At 63.3% G+C, this 20,637-nt stretch carries 15 protein-coding genes and 1 riboswitch; of the genes, 8 read left to right on the top strand and 7 right to left on the bottom strand.

Going from position 1 to position 20,637, the window contains the following annotated elements; genetic code table 11:
* Positions 1-2: 2 nt before the first annotated feature.
* From OC537_RS12080 to OC537_RS12060, 5 genes are all read left to right on the top strand, one after another.
* Complete coding sequence (locus tag OC537_RS12080) at positions 3-2,096, top strand: TonB-dependent hemoglobin/transferrin/lactoferrin family receptor (RefSeq protein ID WP_106885950.1); 2,094 nt, start codon at positions 3-5, stop codon at positions 2,094-2,096.
* Between the two features lie 265 nt (positions 2,097-2,361).
* Entirely contained in the window at positions 2,362-3,504 is a 1,143-nt protein-coding gene (locus tag OC537_RS12075) for a 3-phenylpropionate MFS transporter (protein WP_262111545.1), read from the top strand.
* Between the two features lie 82 nt (positions 3,505-3,586).
* The gene (locus tag OC537_RS12070) at positions 3,587-7,072 is read left to right on the top strand and encodes a PAS domain-containing hybrid sensor histidine kinase/response regulator (RefSeq protein WP_213345142.1); all 3,486 of its coding nucleotides are present in this window, start codon (positions 3,587-3,589) and stop codon (positions 7,070-7,072) included.
* A 200-nt stretch (positions 7,073-7,272) separates the two neighbouring features.
* A riboswitch (cyclic di-GMP riboswitch) is annotated at positions 7,273-7,359 on the top strand.
* Positions 7,360-7,470: 111 nt separating this feature from the next.
* Positions 7,471-10,068, top strand: a complete 2,598-nt coding sequence (locus OC537_RS12065; RefSeq protein WP_262111538.1) for a glycosyl hydrolase family 18 protein — start codon at positions 7,471-7,473, stop codon at positions 10,066-10,068.
* A 185-nt stretch (positions 10,069-10,253) separates the two neighbouring features.
* Entirely contained in the window at positions 10,254-12,620 is a 2,367-nt protein-coding gene (locus OC537_RS12060) for a M66 family metalloprotease (protein ID WP_410050476.1), read from the top strand.
* Between the two features lie 93 nt (positions 12,621-12,713).
* Here the strand turns inward: OC537_RS12060 and OC537_RS12055 are convergent, their stop codons facing one another.
* Both OC537_RS12055 and crp read right to left on the bottom strand, forming a co-directional pair.
* Positions 12,714-13,514 (bottom strand): putative RNA methyltransferase, encoded by an 801-nt coding sequence (locus OC537_RS12055; protein WP_262111536.1) that lies wholly within the window; start codon positions 13,512-13,514, stop codon positions 12,714-12,716.
* 122 nt (positions 13,515-13,636) lie between these two features.
* On the bottom strand, positions 13,637-14,275 hold the full coding sequence (gene crp, locus OC537_RS12050; protein WP_025328082.1) for a cAMP-activated global transcriptional regulator CRP: 639 nt from the start codon (positions 14,273-14,275) through the stop codon (positions 13,637-13,639).
* A gap of 373 nt (positions 14,276-14,648) precedes the next feature.
* Here crp and OC537_RS12045 point away from each other — a divergent pair, with 373 nt between their 5' ends.
* On the top strand, positions 14,649-15,053 hold the full coding sequence (locus OC537_RS12045) for an OsmC family protein (RefSeq protein WP_106885955.1): 405 nt from the start codon (positions 14,649-14,651) through the stop codon (positions 15,051-15,053).
* A gap of 48 nt (positions 15,054-15,101) precedes the next feature.
* Positions 15,102-15,401 carry a hypothetical protein gene (locus tag OC537_RS12040; protein WP_025328080.1) on the top strand — a complete coding sequence of 100 codons (300 nt, stop codon included), beginning with the start codon at positions 15,102-15,104 and terminating at the stop codon, positions 15,399-15,401.
* A 69-nt stretch (positions 15,402-15,470) separates the two neighbouring features.
* Here the strand turns inward: OC537_RS12040 and OC537_RS12035 are convergent, their stop codons facing one another.
* From OC537_RS12035 to OC537_RS12025, 3 genes are all read right to left on the bottom strand, one after another.
* Entirely contained in the window at positions 15,471-16,004 is a 534-nt protein-coding gene (locus OC537_RS12035) for a DUF4136 domain-containing protein (RefSeq protein WP_106885956.1), read from the bottom strand.
* Between the two features lie 15 nt (positions 16,005-16,019).
* Positions 16,020-16,889 (bottom strand): phosphoribulokinase, encoded by an 870-nt coding sequence (locus OC537_RS12030; RefSeq protein WP_005330514.1) that lies wholly within the window; start codon positions 16,887-16,889, stop codon positions 16,020-16,022.
* A 277-nt stretch (positions 16,890-17,166) separates the two neighbouring features.
* On the bottom strand, positions 17,167-17,412 hold the full coding sequence (locus tag OC537_RS12025; RefSeq protein WP_111909821.1) for a YheU family protein: 246 nt from the start codon (positions 17,410-17,412) through the stop codon (positions 17,167-17,169).
* Between the two features lie 89 nt (positions 17,413-17,501).
* Between OC537_RS12025 and OC537_RS12020 the strand changes: the two genes are divergently transcribed.
* A complete protein-coding gene (locus tag OC537_RS12020; RefSeq protein ID WP_139745962.1) occupies positions 17,502-18,653 on the top strand; it encodes a diguanylate cyclase in 1,152 nt (383 codons plus the stop codon).
* Here the strand turns inward: OC537_RS12020 and OC537_RS12015 are convergent.
* Both OC537_RS12015 and OC537_RS12010 read right to left on the bottom strand, forming a co-directional pair.
* Positions 18,635-19,612 carry a hydrolase gene (locus tag OC537_RS12015; RefSeq protein WP_139745961.1) on the bottom strand — a complete coding sequence of 326 codons (978 nt, stop codon included), beginning with the start codon at positions 19,610-19,612 and terminating at the stop codon, positions 18,635-18,637. The genes OC537_RS12020 and OC537_RS12015 overlap by 19 nt on opposite strands.
* A gap of 59 nt (positions 19,613-19,671) precedes the next feature.
* Complete coding sequence (locus OC537_RS12010) at positions 19,672-20,571, bottom strand: chemotaxis protein CheV (RefSeq protein WP_025328075.1); 900 nt, start codon at positions 20,569-20,571, stop codon at positions 19,672-19,674.
* Between the last annotated feature and the right edge of the window lie 66 nt (positions 20,572-20,637).

Genomic DNA, 20,637 nt, shown 5'->3' with positions numbered 1-20,637 from the left:
CAGTGGCGCACAACAACACCCCCTCTCTGATTGCCCTCGCCGTGGCGGCCGGGCTGGTATCCCCTGCTTTCGCCGCAGACAAGAAAACGGATGAAGTCATGGTCGTCAGCGGCTCCCGCATGGAGCAGAAGCTGGAAGACGTCTCCGGCCCCATCGCCGTCATCACCTCGGAGCAGATCGAGGAGCAGGTCGTCAGCAATGTCGCCGATCTGTTCCGTTATGAGCCGGGCGTGAGCGTGCAAGGGGGGGCGGGGGATGCCCAGACCTTCACCATTCGCGGCATGAGCGAGAACCGGGTCAAGGTGGTGCAGGACGGGGTGCGCCAGAACGACGCCTACAAGAACGGCGGTGTGGGCCAGACCTACTTCGACACCGACATGATCAAGCAGGTGGAAGTGGCCAAGGGGCCGGCGTCCGCGGCCTACGGCTCCGATGCCCTGGGGGGCGTCATCGCCATCACCACCAAGGATGCCGGCGACTTCCTCAAGGGGAAGGACAGCTACCTGGATGCGACCACTGGGTATGCCTCCAGCAGCCACCAGAAGATGGCCGGCATCACAGGCGCGCTGCGCACCGGCGAGTTCGAGAACCTGTTGCGCTACACCTGGCGTGACGGTGGGGTGACCCAGAACTACGACAGCGACAAGGACGAGTTCGACATCGTCAGCCAGGCGGTGCTGCTCAAGAGCAAGTGGAACCTCTCCGATGATCAGTTCCTGAAGCTGACGGTCGACTACTTCACCGAGGGGCAGGATCCGGATGCCATCGATCTGACCAAGGCGGGCTCCGTCTTCAATCAGCCGATCACCGACAAGGAGACCGACAACCTCTCCCTGGTGCTGGATCACGGCCTCGCCCTGAATGCCCCCTGGGCGGATCGGGTGGACAGCAAGATTTACTACACCCGCACCAAGCAGACCCTGGATCAGTACGCCTCCTCCAAGTATCCGGTCAATCCGGGCAACCCCTATGTGACCAAGAACTCCCTGGATCACAACGGCTTCGAGCAGGAGAGCCTGGGGGCCCAGGTGAAGTTCAGCAAGGCGCTCGCCAATCAGCGTCTGGCCTGGGGTGTCGAGTATGAACACACCGACAACGAGCGTACCCGCTTCAAGGGGCCGACCACTCCGGGTGACTTCGTCGGTTACAGCGAGCTGAGCTTCCCCTCCACCACCAGCGAGCGCAGCGCGCTCTGGGCCTTTGACGAGATCAAGTTTGGCGAGCGCTGGGTGCTGACCCCGGGTGCCCGTTACGACTACTACAAGATGACCCCGGACCAGGATCCCGCCTACACCGGCGAGAACATGCAGAAGATCTCCGAAGGGGAGTTCTCGCCCAAGCTGGGGCTGGTGTTCAAGGCACACGAGGCGGCCAACCTGTTCGCCCAGTACAGCCACGGCTTCAAGGCGCCCATGTATGACAACGCCTTCTCCACCCTGAACCATCAGGCCTACGGCTATCGCATCGAGCCGAACCCTAACCTCAAGCCCGAGAGCAGCGACGGCATCGATCTGGGGGTGCGCGGCAGCAGTGGCGGCTTCAGCTATGAAGTGGCGACCTTCTACAACCAGTTTGATGACTTCATCGAGCTGACGGCCGTGGGGACCGAAGGGCGCACCGCCATCTATCAGTACCAGAACCTGGACAAGGCGACCACCAAGGGGGCCGAGGTCAAGGCGGACTACTGGCTGAACGAGCTGGTGAACGTCTGGGGCAACCTGGCCTACATAGAGGGCAAGGACGGTGACGGCAACTACATCAACAGCCTGAGCCCGTTCAACGGCAGCCTGGGGGTGCGCCTGGAGCAGCCGAACTGGAACATCAACACCGCACTGCGCTTCGCCGACGACATGGACAAGGTGGGCAAGGATGCCAGAGGCAACGACAACATCAAGAGCGCCGGCTGGGGCGTGGTGGATATCTACGCCCAGTTCAAGCCGATGCAGGATCTGCAGCTCAACGTCGGTGTGTTCAACCTGTTTGACAAGGAGTACGTCAGCTACGAGAGCATCACGGGCCTCGCCGCCACCACGGACACCAGCAACCAGACCGAGCCGGGCCGCAACCTGAGCGCAAGGGTCAAGTACGTGTTCTGATATGTGCCAATGACGATGATGATGAAGGGGCCCCAGGGCCCCTTCTCTGTTTCTGGCGGCCCAAACCGGCCCCAAAAAGAAACCCGCCAGGGGCGGGTGTAAGGATTGCAACACTCATCAGGAAGCGGTGTTAACCAATAGACAGGGGGATGTGACAAAGGTTCAACTTTATTGATATTTATCGTTTTTATCTCTTCTTGCACCTGGGGATCCCCGCGCCAAAATCGGTTATCATTTGTGCCCCTTGTCCCGCTGCCGAGCCCCTATGCCCGCCTTCTCCTGGTTAGCCCTGTTCTTTGGCGCCTTCTACTTCGTCTACGGCGCCTATCTGCCGTTCTGGTCCCTGTGGCTCGAGGGCAAAGGGGTGAGCGCCGAGCAGATAGGCCTGCTGCTGGGGGTCGGCATGGCCATCCGCTTTGCCGGCAACCTGATGGTGATGGGACGGGTCAAGGGGGCCGGTCAGTTGCTGCCCGTCACCCGGCTGCTCTGCCTGCTGAGCCTGCTGGCGTTTCTGGGCTTCTACCTCAGCCACAGCCTCTGGTGGCTGGTGCTGCTGACCCTGGTGGCGAACTTCATCTACCCGACTCTGATGCCCATGGGGGAGGCGCTCGCCACCCGCATGGTGGTGCAGACGCACCTCGACTATGGCAAGGTGAGGCTGTGCGGCTCCTTCGCCTTTATCGTCGCCTCCACCCTGGTCGGCGCCCTGGTGAGCAACTTCGGCAGCGACTGGGTGCTGCACACCATGGTGGCGGGACTGCTGGCCATGCTGGCGCTGAGCGTGCTGCCGCTGCGGCCGGTGCCCCAGGAGCTCACAGGGGAGCGGGCCCGGGCCTCCCTGCTCGTTACTCTCAAGTCGGCGCCGGTGCGCCGCTTCCTGCTCATCACCGCCCTGTTGCAGGGCAGTCATGCCGCCTACTACGGCTTCAGCGCCATGTACTGGAAGGGGGCGGGCTACAGCGGCACCCTGATCGGCTACCTGTGGGCCCTGGGGGTGGTGGCGGAGATCGCCGTGTTTGCCGCGGACAAGCGCTTCTTCCACCGCTTCGGGGCCCAGACCCTGTTTCTGGTGGGGGCCGTCGGCTGCGTGGTGCGCTGGGTGTTGCTCGGCGCCTCCACCGAACTGGCGGTGCTGGTGCTGGGTCAGCTGCTGCACGGGGTCACCTTCTGCATCAGCCACCTCGGTGCCGTGCGCTTCATGACCCGGCAACTGCCTGCCGAGCAGCAGATCCCCACCCAGGCGCTCTATGCGGCGCTGGGCCTTGGCATGACGGTGGCGGCCCTGATGGCGATCTGCGGTGTGCTGTTCGAGCCGCTCGGTGGGGGCATCTTCTTCATCATGGTGCTGGTGGTGCTGCCGGTCTTCGTCCTGCGGTTGCGCGGGGAGCATGAGGGCGCCGCCGCCTGAGCGGGCACACTTAATGACAGTTGCCCGTCGGCACGCTGAGCCGGCGTGGCGCTCAACACATCTGAACAAGGGAAGAATGTAGATGCACCAAGGATGGCTGCTGATCGGGTTGTCGCTCGCCTATCTGGGCTTGCTGTTCCTCATCGCCTACGTGGCGGACAAGAGCAAGCGCCGCCGGCTCAAGGGCCAGCCCCTGCTCTACAGCCTGTCGCTCGCCGTCTATTGCACCTCCTGGACCTTCTTCGGCACAGTGGGCCAGGCCAGCGAATCCCCCTGGTCGCCTGTGCCCATCTATCTTGGCCCCATGCTGGTGTTCCTGTTTGGCTGGCGCCTGCTGGCCCGCCTCATCCTGGTGGCCAAGCGCGAGCACATCACCTCCATCGCCGACTTCATCGCCGCCCGCTATGGCAAGTCCCAGCGTCTGGCCATGGTGATCAGCCTGATCGCCGTCATGGGGATACTTCCCTACCTGGTGCTGCAGCTCAAGGCCATAGTCACAGGGCTGGATCTGCTGATGGCCAACTCGGTGCCGGCGGGGCCCACGGGCAACACGGCCGAACTGGCCCTCGGCGTCGCCCTGTTGCTGGCGCTGTTCAGCATACTGTTCGGCACCCGCAACCTGGATGCCACCGAGCACCATCGCGGCATGGTGGTGGCCATCGCCTTCGAGTCCGTGGTCAAGCTGCTCGCCTTCATGGCGGTGGGGGGCTTCGCGCTCTGGCTCATCATCGCCAGGCCGAGCGAGGCCCGCACCCTGGTGGCCACCGACTTTCTCGATGCGGTGGTGGCGGTGTCGCCGGGCAGCCTGCTGGAGCTCGCCATCTATACCCTGGTGGCCATGTGCGCCGTCATCTGCCTGCCGCGCCAGTTCCACGTGACTGTGGTGGAGAACAACCAGGGCCAGGATCTGCACTGGGCGCGCTGGCTGTTCCCGCTCTACCTGTTCCTGATGGGGCTCTTCATCTGGCCGCTGGCGCTGGCGGGCAAGCAGTGGGTGGGGGCCGACATGGCCTCGGATACCTATGTGATCAGCCTGCCCATGTCGCTCGGCTTCGACGGCATGGCGATGCTGGCGTTTCTCGGCGGCACCTCGGCGGCCACCGGCATGGTGATCGTCTGCACCATCGCCCTGGCCATCATGGTCAGCAACGATCTGGTGCTGCCCGTGCTGCTGCGCCGTTTCTGGCAGCAGGGGCGGGATGAGCGCCTGATGCGGCTGCTGCTGCAGGTGCGCCGGGGCGCCATTTTGCTGATCCTGCTGGCGGCCTGGGTGCTCTATCTCTGGCTCGGGGACCTCACCAGCCTGTCGCGTATCGGCTACCTGTCGTTCGGCGCCGTGGCCCAGTTCGCGCCTGCCCTGCTGCTCGGCCTCTACTGGCGGCACGGCAATCGCAAGGGGGTCTACCTCGGGCTGGCGCTGGGGGTCAGCCTCTGGTTCCTCACCCTGCTGGCTGAAAGCGGCCTGCTGGCGGGCTCGCCCCTGGAGGCGCTGCTGGCGCCCCCTGACTGGCCCGCATTCCGGGAGCTGAGCCTGGGGGCCTGGTGCATCTTCCTGAGCCTGTTGCTCAATCTGCTCGGCTACGTGGCGGGCTCCTTGCTGTCACGGGCGGCGGTGAGCGAGCGGTTGCAGGCCGCCAACTTCGTCGGCAAGCCGAGCCGGGACACCACGGCGCTCTACCAGGCGCGGGTCTCGGTCAAGGAGCTGGAGATGCTGGCGGCCCGCTTCGTCGGCTCGAGCCGGGTCAAGCGTGCCTTCGGCCGCTTCGCCGGCGAGCACGGCGGCACCCTTGCGCCCCAGATGCAGGCGTCGGCCGATCTGATTGCCCACACCGAGCGGTTGCTGGCCGGGGTGTTTGGCACCTCGTCTGCACGGCTGGTGCTGGCCTCTGCCCTGCAGGGGCGCAACATGCAGCTCGAGGAGATAGCCACCATAGTGGACGAGGCCTCGGACGTGTTCCGCTTCAACCGCGGCCTGCTGCAGGGGGCCATAGAGCACATGGGGCAGGGGATCTCTGTGGTGGACAGGGAGCTCAAGCTGGTGGCCTGGAACCGGCGCTACATAGAGCTGTTCCACTATCCGCACGGGCTCATCCAGGTGGGGCGCTCCATCGAGGAGATCATTCGCTACAACGCCGAGCAGGGGCTCTGCGGCCCGGGCGATATCGAGGCCCAGGTGGCGCGCCGGGTCGCCTTCATGAAGCGGGGCAGCCCACATGTCTCGGCGCGGGAGCGGCCGGACGGCCGGGTGATCGAGATGCAGGGCAATCCCATGCCGGCGGGGGGCTTCGTGATGACCTTCACCGACATCACCCCCTTCCGGGCGGCGGAGCGGGTGCTGCGCGAAGCCAACGAGCACCTGGAGGCGCGGGTGGCCGAGCGTACCCACGAACTCTCCGAGCTCAACCGCCAGCTGCTGCTGGTGAACCAGCAGGTGGAGCGGGCTAACCACTCCAAGAGCCGCTTCCTGGCGGCGGTGAGCCACGATCTGACCCAGCCGCTGAACGCCGCCAAGCTGTTTACCTCCTCCCTGCTGGAGATGCTGCCGCAGGGGGGAGGGCAAGGGGAGGAACAGCGAGCGGAGCAGGTCCGCATCGCCCGCCACATCGACGATGCCCTGGGGGCGACCGAGGATCTCATCACGGATCTGCTGGACATCTCACGACTCGAGGCGGGCAAGTTCAAGGCCAGGAAGCTCGACTTCGCCCTGAGCGACGTGCTGGGCAACCTCAAGGCGGAATTCGGGGTGCTGGCCCAGGCGGGGGAGATCCAGTTCTCCGTGGTGGAGAGCCGCCTCGCCGTTTACAGCGACGTGCGCCTGCTGCGCCGGGTGTTGCAGAACTTCCTCACCAATGCGTTTCGCTACAACCCGGGCGGCCGGGTGCTGCTCGGCTGCCGCCGACTGGGGGACAAGGTGCGCATCGAGGTGTGGGACAATGGCCCCGGCATACCGCTGGACAAGCAGGAGGCGATCTTTGACGAGTTCTCCCGCCTCGATCACTCCCGCACCGCCAGGGAGCAGGGGCTTGGCCTCGGGCTCGCCATCGCCCGCGGCATCTCTCAGGTGCTGGGCCATCAGCTCTCCCTGCGCAGCTGGCCCGGGGCGGGTTCCGTGTTTGCCATCACCCTCAACCTCGCGACCCGGCCCGTGATGCCGAGTCCGGTGGCGGCGCCCGCCGTGCGGGACAGCCAGCTGGAAGGGGTCAGGATCCTCTGCATCGACAACGAGGAGGAGATCCTCATCGCCATGGCCTCCCTGCTGGGACGCTGGGGCTGCGAGGTGCGCTGCGCCCAGAGCCTGGAGCAGGCAGAGGAGATCATAGGGGCTGGTTTCCTGCCCCGGCTGGTGCTCTCCGACTACCACCTGGATGACGGCAAGACGGGGCTGCAGGCGCTGCACATGATCCGGCTGGCCCATGGCAACGGCATAGGCGGCATCATCATCAGCGCGGATCGCAAGAGCGAGCTGCAGACCCAGATCCGCGAGCATGGGTTTGGCTACGTCAGCAAGCCGGTCAAACCCCTCAAGCTGCGAGCATTGATGAACAGCCTGCTGCTGCCAATAGAGTGAGGCAGTTCACAGAACCAGCAAGTGGAATGCAGATGGTGAATCTGGGTTTTAAGTAGCGTATCGCCACCAATGCCCTCGCATTCGCGTAATATGGCGGCAACTTGTATGAATCGCCGTCCATCGATGTCATTTCTGCCAGGTGGTGGTGCCCGAAGGCTCATCTATAGTCATTCGGCGATTATTTTTGTCGCAAATCAAGTTGTGCAAAAAGGCAAACCGGACGAAAGTCCGGGACGCAAAGCCTCCGGTCTAAGGGTCAAAGTACCTAGGATAGCGGGGTCACCACAGGTTGTATCGTCCATGGGCCAAGCCATGGTGGCGATGATGTCTGCGTTACCTGGCAGGTTGCGTTGCCTTTTTCGTTGTTAATTCCAATAACGAAATAAGGAAGTTCAAATATGTTAAGTCCAAAACTTTCCCTGCTGGCGCTCCTGGTCGGGGGACTCTGCGCTACCTCCGCCTTCGCCGCTGCCCCGGGCAAACCCACCATAGGTTCGGGCCCCACCAAGTTCGCCATCGTCGAAGTCAATCAGGCTGCCTCTGCCTACAACCAGCTGGTGACAGTCCACAAGGATGGCGCCCCCGTCAGCGTGACCTGGAACCTCTGGTCCGGTGATGTCGGCCAGATCGCCAAGGTGCTGCTCGATGGCCAGGAGGTATGGTCAGGCCCGGCTTCCGCCGCGGGCACCGCCAACTTCAAGGTGACCAAGGGGGGCCGCTATCAGATGCAGGTCGCCCTGTGCAACGCCGATGGCTGCACCCTCTCCGACAAGAAGGAGCTGATGGTCGCCGATACCGACGGCAGCCACCTGGCACCGCTCAATGCGCCCCTCAAGGAGAACAACAAGCCCTATGCCAACAAGTCCGGCAAGGTGGTGGGGGCCTATTACGTGGAGTGGGGCGTCTATGGCCGCAAGTTCACCGTGGACAAGATCCCGGCCCAGAACCTGACCCATATCCTCTACGGCTTCACCCCCATCTGCGGCGGCAATGGCATCAACGACAGCCTCAAAGAGATCTCCGGCAGCTTCGAGGCGCTGCAGCGCTCCTGTGCCGGTCGTGAGGACTTCAAGGTCTCCATCCACGATCCCTGGGCGGCTGTTCAGATGTCCCAGGGCAACCTCAGCGCCTGGGATGAACCCTACAAGGGCAACTTCGGCAACCTGATGGCCCTCAAGCAAGCCCATCCGGACCTCAAGATCCTGCCGTCGGTCGGGGGATGGACCCTCTCCGATCCCTTCTACTTCCTGGGGGACAAGACCAAGCGCGACACCTTCGTCGCCTCGGTCAAAGAGTTCCTGCAGACCTGGAAATTCTTCGACGGGGTGGACATCGACTGGGAATTCCCGGGCGGTCAGGGGGCCAACCCCAGCCTGGGCGGCCCGAGCGATGGCGCCACCTATGTGGTGCTGATGAAGGAGCTGCGGGCCATGCTCGACGAGCTGGAAGCCGAGACCGGCCGCCAGTATGAGCTCACTTCGGCCATCAGCGCCGGCGGTGACAAGATCGCCAAGGTCGATTATCAGGCGGCCCAGCAGTACATGGACCACATCTTCCTGATGAGCTACGACTTCAGCGGCGCCTTCGACCTGACGAATCTGGCCCATCAGACCAACCTCTTCGCCTCCAGTTGGGATCCGGCTACCAAGTACACCACCGACAAGGGCGTCAAGGCGCTGCTGGGTCAGGGGGTGACACCGGGCAAGATAGTGGTGGGGGCGGCCATGTATGGCCGTGGCTGGACCGGAGTGAAGAACTACCAGGCCGGCAATCCCTTCACAGGTACCGCCACGGGACCTGTGACCGGCACCTGGGAAAATGGTGTGGTGGATTACCGCGACATCGTCAACAACCGCATGGGCGCAGGCTGGGAGCAGGGCTATGACGAGTCGGCCGAAGCCCCTTATGTGTTCAAGGCCAGCAGCGGCGATCTCATCAGCTTCGACAACGATCGCTCGGTCAAGGCCAAGGGGCAGTACGTGCTGGCGAACCAGCTCGGTGGCCTGTTCGCCTGGGAGATAGATGCGGACAACGGCGACATCCTCAACGCCATGCACGAGGGGCTGGGCCACGGCGAGGGCACACTGCCGCCGGTCAACAAGCCGCCGGTAGCCAATGCCGGCAGCGATCTGAGCGTCACAGGCCCGGCCGAGGTGACCCTCAACGGCGCCGCCTCCCACGATCCGGAAAGCGGCGTGCTGACCTACAGCTGGAAGCAGGTCTCGGGTCCGCAGGCTGGCTTGCTCGATGCCACCCAGGCCAAGGCCCGGGTAGTGCTGGACGCCGTCAGTGCCGACGTCAATCTGGTGTTCGAGCTGACGGTGACAGACGATCAGGGGCTCTCGGCCAAGGATCAGGTGGTGGTGACCAACAAGGCGCCGCAGCCGAATCTGCCCCCGGTGGTCAGCGTACCGGCCAGTGCGACCGTCGAGTCCGGCAAGCAGGTGACCATCAAGGCCACGGCGTCCGATCCGAACGGTGATGCCCTGAGCTACCAGTGGAGCCTGCCAGCGGGTCTCACCGCCACCGGCCAGGACAGCGCCACCCTGGTGGTCACAGGCCCGAGCGTCACCAGCGACACTGTCTATGACCTGACCCTGATGGTGACTGACGGGGCACTGGACGCCAGCGCCGGCACCCGCCTGACCGTCAAGCCAGCGAGTACAGGTGGCGGCTGCGAGGCAACCGATCCGGATGCGGCCAACTGGCCGGCCTGGAGTGCCGGCACCGTCTACAACACCAATGACAAGGTGAGCCACCAGCAACTGGTGTGGCAGGCCAAGTACTGGACCCAGGGCAACGAGCCAAGCCAGAGCGCCGATCAGTGGAAGCTGGTGAGCCAGGTGCAGCTCGGCTGGAATGCCGCTGTGGCCTACAACGCCGGGGATCTCACCAACCACAACGGACGCAAGTGGAAGGCCCAGTACTGGACCAAGGGCGATGAGCCCGGCAAGGCCGCCGTCTGGGTAGATCAGGGTGCTGCCAGCTGCAACTGATAGTCATAAGGAATGGGGCCTGGGCCCCACTCCTTTATCCACGCCGGTGTCAGTCTGCGGTCATGGCGCCGCAGGGCAAGCTGAACCGAATTCGCCGGGTGCAGGACCCGGCAGCCGGCGTCCATGCTGTCACGCTTCCTGCAACAGGGCATGTGGACATGCCCATCACAATGAGAACCATAACAATGAAAAAAACACAGTTAGCCAGCCTCATCATGGCCGCCCTGGCGAGCGGCCCTCTGTTGGCTGCCGTTCAGGCTCCCACCTCCTTGCCCTTCAATACCCAGCCACCGACCAACGATCTGCAAGGATCCTTGGCGGCGCAGGTTCAATTCGCCCAGAGCCAGATCCTGCCGGCCCATGCCGCAGAAGGGGACAGCCAGCCCAGGCTGACCGCCCTGCGCAAGAGCCTGCTGCTGGTCAGGCCCTTGCAAGCCGAGACCGGCGTGCCTATGACGGTGACGGCGCGAGATGGCGCCGGACAGACCCTAGGGACGCTCAACCTCAACCCGCCCGAGCAGTTACCGAAGACGGCCTATTACCTCGATGGTTCGCCGGAAGAGGGGGTCGACTTCACCCCGGCGGCGGGGACCACCAATGTCATCAGCAGCAGTGCCGAGTTGGCCCGGCTGGGTGATGCCACTGCGACCTTGCTGCGGGATCGCCTGGGACAGCATGCCCTGGTGGAGGTGAAGACCGCCGATGGCCGATGGGTCAGGGATATCTATCTGCCAGAGGGGGCCGCCCTGGAAGGCAAGATGGTGCGGCTGGTCTCCAGCGCTGGCTACAATTCGACCGTTTATTACAGTGGTCGGCAGGTGATCCTCTCCCGCGGTCAGGTTCTGCAGCTCAAGTTCGTGGGCGGTCAGTGGATCCGTGACGGGGAGCTCGAGAACAATGGCATCCGCTATGCGACCGACACCTGGAGCGCCGTGCTGCCAGCGGACTGGATCCGCCCAGGCCTGAGCCTGCAGTTCAATCAGGGAAGCCTCGGCGGCGAGCTGACGGGTCTCGCCATCGGTGCCCCGAGCGAGCTGCTCATCCACACCATAGACCTTGGCATGCTGACTACTCCCCGAGATCAGTTTGCCTTCGCCAGGGATCCCGAAGCCCATCGCGAGTACTTCCAGACGGTGCCGACCAGCCGGCTGATTGTCAGCCAGTATGCTCCCCTGTCGCTGCCGGAGGTGATGCTGCCAAACGGCACCCTGCTCACCGACTTCGATCCCGGCCAGGGCGGCTGGCACGAGGGCACCATGCGCCAGCGCATCGGCAAGGAGCTGATCTCCCACGGGATAGACAATGCGAACTACGGTATCAACAGCACCGCCGGTGAGGGGGAGAGCAGCCATCCCTATGTGGTGGCCCAGCTGGCGGCCCATAACAGCCGTGGCAAGTACGCCAACGGCGTGCAGGTGCACGGTGGTTCGGGCGGAGGCGGCATAGTCACGCTCGACGCCTCTCTGGGCAACGAATTCAGCCATGAGGTGGGCCACAACTATGGCCTGGGCCACTATGTCGGCGGCTTCCAGGGCTCGGTGCACCGCAGCGCCGAGGCAGTCAATTCGAGCTGGGGCTGGGATGGGGATCGCAATCGCTTCATTCCCAACTTCGGCGTCGCCCGCAGCGGCCAGAGCGCCTGCCTCGACGGTCAGTGCCAGCCGCCTTTCGAGGGGCACTCGTTCGGTTTCGATGCCATGGCGGGTGGATCGCCCTTCTCCGGCTTCAACCGCTTTACCCTCTACACCCCGAATTCGGCCGCCATCATCCAGCGCTTCCTCGAGAGCAAGGCGGTGTTCGATGCCGCTTCCCCGACCGGATTTCGCAAGTGGGATGCTGCCACCGCCACCATGGTGCCCTATCAGCACAGGGTCGAGCAGCTGGAGCAGATCAGCGCACCTATCAAGGATCTGAGCGAGGTGAAGCTGGCGGCCCTGCTGGCGGAGTATGATCTGGTCAAGGTAGCCATGTGGGACGGCAACTGGACGCGCAACATCCAGGTGCCCCCTGCTGCTGCCGGGAATGCGGGGCGTATCCTGACCCTGGAGCACGGTGCCGGCTACAACAGCATCCTCTTCATCAACGGTCAGCAGATCACCCTCTCCCGCGGTTTCAAGAAGAGCTACACCTCGGACGGCAGCCGCTGGAACGAAGGGCCGGTGGCGGATGCACGGGTATCGCGTAAGCCACAGGCATTCGGGGTGCCGGTGACGACCCTGGTGGGCTACTACGATCCTCGCGGGCTCTTGCCGAGCTACCTCTATCCGGCCCTGCATGGCGCTTACGGCTTCAGCTATGGGGATGACGGCGAGCGGATCGGGGCGGGAGATTGCCAGCTGCAGGTGGAGACCCGGGAGGGCTTGCTGCACTTCCGGCTGGCCAATCACCGGCTAAATGCCAACCTGATGAACAAGTTCCATGTCAATGTGCCCACGGCCAGCGAGCCACGGGGCGCCGCCGTGATCTGCGCCGCCGGGACCCTGGATCAGAGGTCCATATCGGCGCCGGAAGTGGATCTCTCCTTCACCGTCAACGGGCGCCCGCTCGAGTAAGGGGGTCGCTCCTTCATTGCCGTGAGAGAACGCATTGCCACTGGCTGAGACGCCAAATAAAAAAAGGCCCGTACGGGCCTTTTTTCATGGGATTCAGAGCGGTTTTTGCCACAGGCTCAGCAGCAGATCCTGTTCAAGCTCGTCCGGCCCTTGCTGGGTGAAGGCGTGACGCTGTTCACCGCCAGCACGCCAGCCAAGGCGGCTGGTTTCCAGCACATGGGCGCGCAGACTCTGATCCATGGTCATGGAGAACTGGCAGCGTTGCCGCTCAACGGGGACTAGCCCGGCCAGGGCTGGCCAGCTGAGGGGGTGCTCCATGCTCACCGGGTTGAGGCTGACCCTCAGCTGCCACTGGTGGCGCGGGCCGGGTTGCAGGTGAAGCAGGTAGCCGCCCGGGGTCAGCAGGCTGACCAGCAGCTCTGTCTTGATCTTGAGGTCGTTGACCAGCAGCACCTGGGCTGAGCCAGCCAGCAGCGGCGCCTTGGCCGGATCGGCGATGACGAAATGGCCGTCGGGTTGCGCCTTGTTGGCGGCGAAGATGGCGTTCTTGGCCAGATCGAGGCCGCCAAATTGCCAGCCCGGCAGGCGCTCAGCCAGGGCGCGGCAGTAGTACCCCTCACCACAGCCGAGATGGATCAGTTCGCGCTCGCCGAGCGGAGCCAGCAGGGCCGCCATGGCCTCCACCAGGGGCAACTGGTGTCCCTGCTCCAGGAAGCGGCGCTTGGCGCGCAGCAGGGCACGGCTGTCGCTGTCCTTGGGATCCTTCTTGCCCGGGATGAGATCCAGATAACCTTCCGGGGCCGGATCGAAATGGTGCTTGTTGTCGCAATAGACCCCGCGGGAGGCTTCATGAAGATGCAGGGGGCTGCGGCACAGGGGACATTGAAGATGCATACACACTCGCTTGGTTGAGGCCGGGGAAGGGCGTGCGGGATTATAGGGGAGGAGATCAGAAAAGGCTGCCGTGGCAGCCTTTTTTATCCAACGGCCCTATGCTGAGCCGTCGGGGAACCCGGTCAGCGGGTGCCAAACACCACTATGGTCTTGCCGTGGGCCGAGATGAGCTCCTGCTCTTCCAGCATCTTGAGGATGCGGCCGACGGTTTCGCGAGAGCAGCCGACGATCTGGCCTATCTCCTGGCGGGTGATCTTGATCTGCATGCCATCCGGGTGGGTCATGGCGTCCGGCTGCTTGGCCAGGTTCAGCAGGGTCTGGGCAATCCGGCCGGTCACGTCCAGGAAGGCGAGGTTGCCGACCTTCTGGCTGGTGTGCTGCAGGCGCTTGGCCATCTGGCCGGAGAGGCGCAACAGGATGTCCGGGTTGACCTGGATCAGCTGGCGGAACTTCTTGTAGGAGATCTCGGCGACTTCACAGGCGCCTTTGGCACGTACCCAGGCGGAACGCTCCGGATTCTCGTTCTCTTCGAACATCCCCATCTCGCCCAGGAAATCCCCCTGATTCAGGTAGGAGAGGATCATCTCCTTGCCCTCGTCATCCTTGATCAGGACGGCGACTGTACCCTTGACGATGTAGTAGAGGGTTTCCGCTTTTTCACCGGCGTGAATAAGGGTGCTCTTGGCGGGATACTTATGAATGTGGCAATGCGACAAGAACCACTCGAGGGTGGGATCGCTTTGCGGTTTGCCAATGATCATGAGACTTCCTCTGTAGTGTCATTTTTATGGACTGTGCGTCCAGGCAAGTTGCCAAGCTTGCCATTCCTTAGTCTTTGGTCGCAGTAGAATAAGAGCCTTTGTCTGTGCTGACAAGGCTTTGGGACTTTGGTGTCCATCTGTGTGCATCGATCTGCTGCGCCGTCCGGGCCATTCTAGGCAAGAAGGGGGGGAGATATGTTGATTTCGATCTATTTCCTTCAGGGTCTGCCGCGGTTTCGGAACAAGTCGCGGCGCCGGGACTCGGCGGTCATGAAACCGGGAGTGGCGCAACGTGACGGGGCATGTGCCACTCGACCCCTGCTTGAGGTATGCTATGGGCGTCAGAACCGTCGTCATTGAGAGGAAATGTGAGATGAAAGCCAAGGTCAGCTGGGTGGAAGGCATGAAGTTTGTGGGCGAGAGCGAGTCCGGTCATCAGGTGACGCTGGACGGCGCCAACCCGGGCGAAGGTGCCAGCCCGATGGAGATGATCCTGCTGGCTGTCGGTGGCTGCAGCTCCATCGACGTGGTCTCCATTCTGGAGAAGGCGCGCCAGAGCGTGACCGCCTGTCATGTGGAGCTGGAAGGGGCCCGTGCTGACTCAGTGCCCCGGGTGTTCGAGAAGATCCACCTCAAGTTCGTCGTGACCGGCAAGGGGCTGGCCGAGAAACAGGTTGCCCGCGCGGTCGACTTGTCGATGGAGAAGTATTGTTCCGTTTCCCTGATGTTGGAAAAAGCGGTAGAAATTACCCATAGTTATCAAATCGTTGAAGCTTGATAGTTGTAGTTTGTCCCGTCGATAACGCCATGACATAAGGAAAGTGCGATGAAAAAGATAATGATGTTGCTTCCCCTGTTCGGGCTGGCTGCCTGCAGCATGCCGCAGCCCACCCAGTATCAATACAGCCAGTATCAGTGCGGGGAAGAGTTGTTGGCCATCACCTATGATGCCCAGGCCGACATGGTGCAGTTCCCTTATGCCGGGGTCTATCACAAGCTGGGTCGCATCGAGTCACCCAAAGAGACCGCCAGCTATTCCGATGGGGTGACCACCTTCTCCCATCAGGAAAAACAGGCCACTCTGGTCAAGAACGGCGTGACTCTGCTGACCTGCGAACTGAAGTAATCGTCATGCCGTGCAACGGCGTGTATCCACAACGGCCTGCTTGAAGCAGGCCGTTGTGTTATGGGGCGCTCATTGAGCGGGCAGGGAGTCCAGGAGTTGAGCGGCGAGCTGCTGGCTAAGCTGGCTGCGCTCGTCCTCGGCGACGGGCACGTCGCTGGCGAGCTGGATGGCGCTGCTCCAGACGCTTTGCTGGGTGCGCCTGTCGATCAGCAGTATGGCCAGGGTACCCTTGCGGGCATCGGCGGCGGCATTCAGGCCAGGGGTCATGCCGATTCGGGAGAATATCTCCCCATCGCTCATGTCCTGGCTACCCGCCACCCCGATGGCGACCCAGACGTCGGCCTCATCGAGGGGCACGCTGCGCCAGCCCTTGCCATCGAGCGCCTGGGTGACGGCCTGCTGCACCGGCTCCAGCCAGGGCGCGGCGCTGTTGCCCGCGTACTGGAACTGCTCCGCCAGCGCATAGCGTGGCGTCGCCCCGTAGGCCCAGTTTTCTGCCGGGCGGACCACCATGGTGCCCGTCTCGACCGTGGGGGCGGCGGGGCCAGTGCTGCAACCGCCCAGCAGGGCTGCCAGTGTGAATGAGAGAAGTGCACCGCGCATCATAAGCTCCTTGGCTCAGGTGATCTTGCCGGTTTCTAACAGTTGCTGGATCAGGGGGCGCAGGATCAGCTCCATCGCGAAACCCATCTTGCCCCCCGGCACCACTATGGTATTCATTCTGGACATGAAGGCCCCGTCTATCATCGACAGCAGGTAGGGGAAGTCCACCTGCTTGATGCCCCGAAACCGGATCACCAGCATACTCTCGTCCAGGCTGGGTATCACCTTGGCGCTGAAGGGGTTGGAGGTGTCCACCGTCGGCACCCGCTGGAAGTTGATGTGGGTGCGGGAGAACTGCGGCGTGATGAAGTTGATGTAGTCATCCATGGAGCGGACTATGGAGTCGGTCACCGCCTCGCGCGAATGCCCGCGCTCCGAGGTGTCGCGAATGAGCTTCTGGATCCACTCCAGGTTGACGATGGGCACCACGCCGATGAGAAAGTCCACGTGACGGGCCACATTGTGTTCGCCGGTCACCACGCCGCCATGCAGCCCTTCGTAGAACAGCAGATCCGTCTCCCCCGGCAACGCCTGCCAGGGGGTGAAGGTGCCAGGCATCTGGTTGAAGGGCACCGCCTCGTCGAAGCTGTGCAGGTAGCGTCTGTACTGGCCGCTGCCGCTCTGACCGTACTCCTGGAAAAAGGATTCCAGCAGGCCGAAGTCGTTGGCCTCGGGGCCGAAGTAGCTGATGTGGCGCCCTTGCTCGCGCGCCTTGCGGATCGCCACGTCCATCTCGGGCCGGGTATAGCGGTGAAAACTGTCCCCCTCGACCACGGCCGCCTTGTATCCGAGCTGATGGAACATGGAGCGGAAGGCGTTGGTGGAGGTGGAGGTGCCGGCACCGGACGAACCGGTAACCGCAATGATGGGATGCTTGGCCGACATAGAATTCTCTCTTCCTTGGGAGTTCCGTTATAAAGGCAGGTTCAAAGTGCGGTCAAGTGCAGCCTTGCTGCGTGGGCGCCATCATGAGCCCCCATGCCCCTCGGCGGCTGGTCTCCATCGGCGCCGAGACAGTCGGCGACGGAGGCAAAAAATAAGCCGATTTGAAACGCCAACCTCATCGGGCGAGCCGCCCCTCTTCCCCCTGAACTGAGCGCCGCACCGCCGTGCTTGGCGGGGCCAGTGCGGACGTTGTTCAGCTTGCGTTCCTTCTCTTGTGTCATTCTGCCGGAAAGTCGTCGCTCGGCGCATTGCTCAAATGCGTCTTGGGCACGACGTTGACACTCTCGTGCAACTCGCTGTAGACGAGCACGGCACTACCTTGTAGTAATTGTTGTCTGACCTCTTCAACCTTGTCGGCCAGGCTGACATCCTGTTCGCCGTATTCGGTGCCTTCTTGCAGGACGAAATGCTCGAGCAGGTTGTTGAGGGTATCTGGATCCAGTTCTTGCCAAGGGATAATCATGATTTCATCTTCAGTCATAGCGATACGGATATTGTCGGTGTCTGACCGGCAAGCGCAAGGAGTTTATCTGGACCTGAGCGAGGGTTCCCATGGCATCAGCTGAACAGCGCCGCCCCACCAGTCAGTTCGACCAGCACCTTAATGATACGCGTCGGCGTGCCCTGAGCGCGGGGCTGCGCTGGTTCTGGGTCATCAACCAGTTGGCGATCCTCTATCTGCTGGCTCGCTTCTATCTCTATCAGGATGCCCGGCTGGTGGCGATCGATGGGCTGCCCTGGCGCTATGAGTATCAGATTGCCCTGGTGCTGCTGGCGAGCGTGCTGCCGCCCCTGGGCTGGCGCTGGTTCTCTCGCCAGGGAACACAGAGATGGCAGCCCTGGCTCTGGGGCTGCGCCATGTTGTGGGGACTGGCCTGGGCGATGACGGCCTATGCCATTGCCACCATAGAGCTCAGAGGGGGGTTCAGCCTGGCATTCAACATGGTCAGCCTGTTGCTGCTGACGGCCCTGATCGCCTTCTATTACGAGTGGCGCGTCTTCTATAGCCTGAGTGCTCCGCCCCTGATCTTCCTGCTGTTCGAGGAGCACTGGGTGATGGTGCCGTCCGTCACTGTGCACTGGCTGGCGGCCGGTGGCTTGTTGATCATCCTGGAGACGGGGCGGCGGATGCTCAACGGCTGGTTCGAGCTGGCGGTGTCGCGCGAATATGACAACCTGATGCTGGCGCGCAAGATGAATGCCATGGCCCACAGGGATCCTTTGACCGGGCTCGCCAACCGCCGACACTTCGATCAGGTCTGCAAAAACGCCATCGCACAGGGCACGACGCTGGAGACACCCTTCACTGTGATCCTGCTGGATGTGGATTTCTTCAAGCGATACAACGACCACTACGGCCATCAGGCGGGAGATGAGTGCCTGATCCTGGTGGCAGAGTGCCTAGAGGAGAGCGTGCGGGAACCCGGCGATCTGGTGGCCCGTTACGGCGGGGAGGAGTTCGTGGTGTTGCTGCAGGAGACGGACCTGGCCGCCGGCGAGCGGGTCGCACAGCGGATCCGCGCCACCCTGGCCGCCCGGGCGCTGCCTCACGCAGCCTCAGAGGTGGATCCCCATCTCACCCTGAGCCAGGGGATAGCCCAGTGGCGTCAGGGGGAGAGCCTGGTCATGCTGCTCGAGCGGGTGGACGGCGCCCTCTATGAAGCCAAGGGCGCAGGGCGCAACTGCTACCGCCGGGCATCCTGAGTCTGTTCCCGCAGCCACTGGCTGATGCGCTCCTCCAGCCAGAAGCGGGGGCGCCAGGGGGTACCGTGCAGGAAGCCCACGTGGCCACCGCGCCGGCTCAGCTCGTAGCGCACCATTGGTGAGAGTTGCTCCGGTCTGGGGATCACGGCCCCTGTCATGAAGGGATCGTCGGCGGCGTGGATGATCAGGGTCGGGATGGTGATGCGTGCCAGGAGATCAAGGCCGGAGCAGGTCTGATAGTAGTGATCGGCGCTGTCGAAACCATGGAGCGGGGCCGTGACCTGCTCGTCGAAGTCGCGCAGGGTAGCGATGCGGCTCACCTGCTCCGGTTGCCAGCGAGCTGCGGCTTGTTGGCGGATCTTGCGCAGCAGATTGGCCCTCATGGTGCGCAGCAAGTAACTCTGATAGACCCGTGAGAACCCCTGATTGACCCTGTCGGCGCAGCTCGCCAGCTGCAGCGGCGCCGAGATCACCACGGCGGCGGTCAGTTCATCCGGACAGGCCCGCGCCAGCAGATTGACCAGCATGTTGCCCCCCAGGGAGTAGCCGATGGCGACCAGCGGCTTGCCGGGAAAACGGCGACCCAGCTCGGCGATCAGCGCCTCTGCATCCTCGATGGCGCCGGAGTGATAGGCCCGCAGCAGCCGGTTCGGCTCGCCGCTGCACCCCCGAAAATGCATCAGCACGGCGTCGTTCCCCTGCCGCTGCAGATGGGCAAACAGTCCCTTGGCATAGTGGGAGTGAATGCTGCCCTCCAGACCGTGAAACAGCACCAGCAGTGGCCGCTCATCCTGGCTGATGGCCCCGCTCCAGGCGAGGTCGACGAAGTCCCCATCCGCGAGTTCGAACCGTTCCGGGATGAAGCGGGCCGGCGTGCGGCGCAGCCACTTCGGCAATATGGTCTGCAGGTGGGCATTGCGGGCCCACCAGGGGGCGTGAAAGTGGCTTTCTGTCAGCATGCAACGACTCGGGGCAGCAGAAGAGGAAAGGGGCGGCGAGCCCATGGCCCGCCGCGGTATCAGGCGGGCAGGCGGTCGTGGTGTTCGGCGCCGCGCAGCATGGCCTGGATCAGCTCGTTGGCTTCAAACTTGGTCAGTGCCTCGTGGGCGCCGACCTGATGGGCCCGCTCCACGCTGATCTCGCTGGAGAGGGAGGTGTGCAGGATGATGTAAGCCTCCGCCAGCCTGGGGTCGCTCTGCACCTCGAAGGCCAGCTCGTAACCGTCCAGCCCCGGCATCTCTATGTCGCTCACCAGTATGTCGATCCGGCTGCCCTGGGCGACCCTGGCCTGCATCAGGCTGAGGGCGTCGCGCCCGTTGGTGCACACCTCGTAGGGAATGTTGATGTAATCGAGGGCCGCCATCAGCTGGCGGCGGGCGACGGAGGAGTCGTCCACCAGCAGGATCCGCATCGGCTTGAGCCGTTCGCGCTGCACATCGGTCAGCACGGGGTAGAGGTGGCTGGGATCGTCCGGATAGACCCGGGACAGGATCAACTCCACGTCCAGCAGCTGGATCAGCTGCTCGCCCACCTTGGTCACCCCGGTGACGAAGACGTTCTGACCGAGGGAAGGGGGCGGCGGCTCTATGTCACGCCAGTTGCACTCGGTGATCTTGTCGATGCCCCGCACCAGGAAGCCCACCAGGGTGCGGCGGCAATCCGTGATGATGATGAAGCAGTTGGGCATCTCCTCCCGGCTGATCGGGCGATAGCCCACCGCCATCGCCATGTCGATCACGGGGATGGTGGTGCCCCGCATGCTGGCCGCCCCGAGCACGGTCGGGTGCGAATGGGGCAGGGCGGTGAGCTGGGTGTAGGGGACTATCTCCTTCACCTTGAGGGTGCCGATGGCGAAGGATTGCCTGGCAGAGAGGTGAAACAGCAACATGCCCTGGGATTGGTTGGCCTTGCTCGTCATGGCGGATGTCCTGTTGATCTAATCGGTGACGGTCAATCTGGTGTTCAGCATAGAGGATGGTGACAA

Origin of the sequence: Aeromonas sp. Marseille-Q5825 (genome assembly GCF_946892685.1) — a bacterium.
GTDB classification, from domain to species: Bacteria; Pseudomonadota; Gammaproteobacteria; order Enterobacterales; family Aeromonadaceae; genus Aeromonas; species Aeromonas rivipollensis.
This window is presented reverse-complemented; position numbering and strand designations above follow the sequence as displayed.

Coding starts and splice junctions, on each gene's coding strand:
- OC537_RS12075 (WP_262111545.1), top strand. CDS start 2,362: ATGCCCGCCTTCTCCTGGTTAGCCCTGTTCTTTGGCGCCTTCTACTTC.
- OC537_RS12070 (WP_213345142.1), top strand. CDS start 3,587: ATGCACCAAGGATGGCTGCTGATCGGGTTGTCGCTCGCCTATCTGGGC.
- OC537_RS12065 (WP_262111538.1), top strand. CDS start 7,471: ATGTTAAGTCCAAAACTTTCCCTGCTGGCGCTCCTGGTCGGGGGACTC.
- OC537_RS12060 (WP_410050476.1), top strand. CDS start 10,254: ATGAAAAAAACACAGTTAGCCAGCCTCATCATGGCCGCCCTGGCGAGC.
- OC537_RS12055 (WP_262111536.1), bottom strand. CDS start 13,514: ATGCATCTTCAATGTCCCCTGTGCCGCAGCCCCCTGCATCTTCATGAA.
- crp (WP_025328082.1), bottom strand. CDS start 14,275: ATGATCATTGGCAAACCGCAAAGCGATCCCACCCTCGAGTGGTTCTTG.
- OC537_RS12045 (WP_106885955.1), top strand. CDS start 14,649: ATGAAAGCCAAGGTCAGCTGGGTGGAAGGCATGAAGTTTGTGGGCGAG.
- OC537_RS12040 (WP_025328080.1), top strand. CDS start 15,102: ATGAAAAAGATAATGATGTTGCTTCCCCTGTTCGGGCTGGCTGCCTGC.
- OC537_RS12035 (WP_106885956.1), bottom strand. CDS start 16,004: ATGCGCGGTGCACTTCTCTCATTCACACTGGCAGCCCTGCTGGGCGGT.
- OC537_RS12030 (WP_005330514.1), bottom strand. CDS start 16,889: ATGTCGGCCAAGCATCCCATCATTGCGGTTACCGGTTCGTCCGGTGCC.
- OC537_RS12025 (WP_111909821.1), bottom strand. CDS start 17,412: ATGATTATCCCTTGGCAAGAACTGGATCCAGATACCCTCAACAACCTG.
- OC537_RS12020 (WP_139745962.1), top strand. CDS start 17,502: ATGGCATCAGCTGAACAGCGCCGCCCCACCAGTCAGTTCGACCAGCAC.
- OC537_RS12015 (WP_139745961.1), bottom strand. CDS start 19,612: ATGCTGACAGAAAGCCACTTTCACGCCCCCTGGTGGGCCCGCAATGCC.
- OC537_RS12010 (WP_025328075.1), bottom strand. CDS start 20,571: ATGACGAGCAAGGCCAACCAATCCCAGGGCATGTTGCTGTTTCACCTC.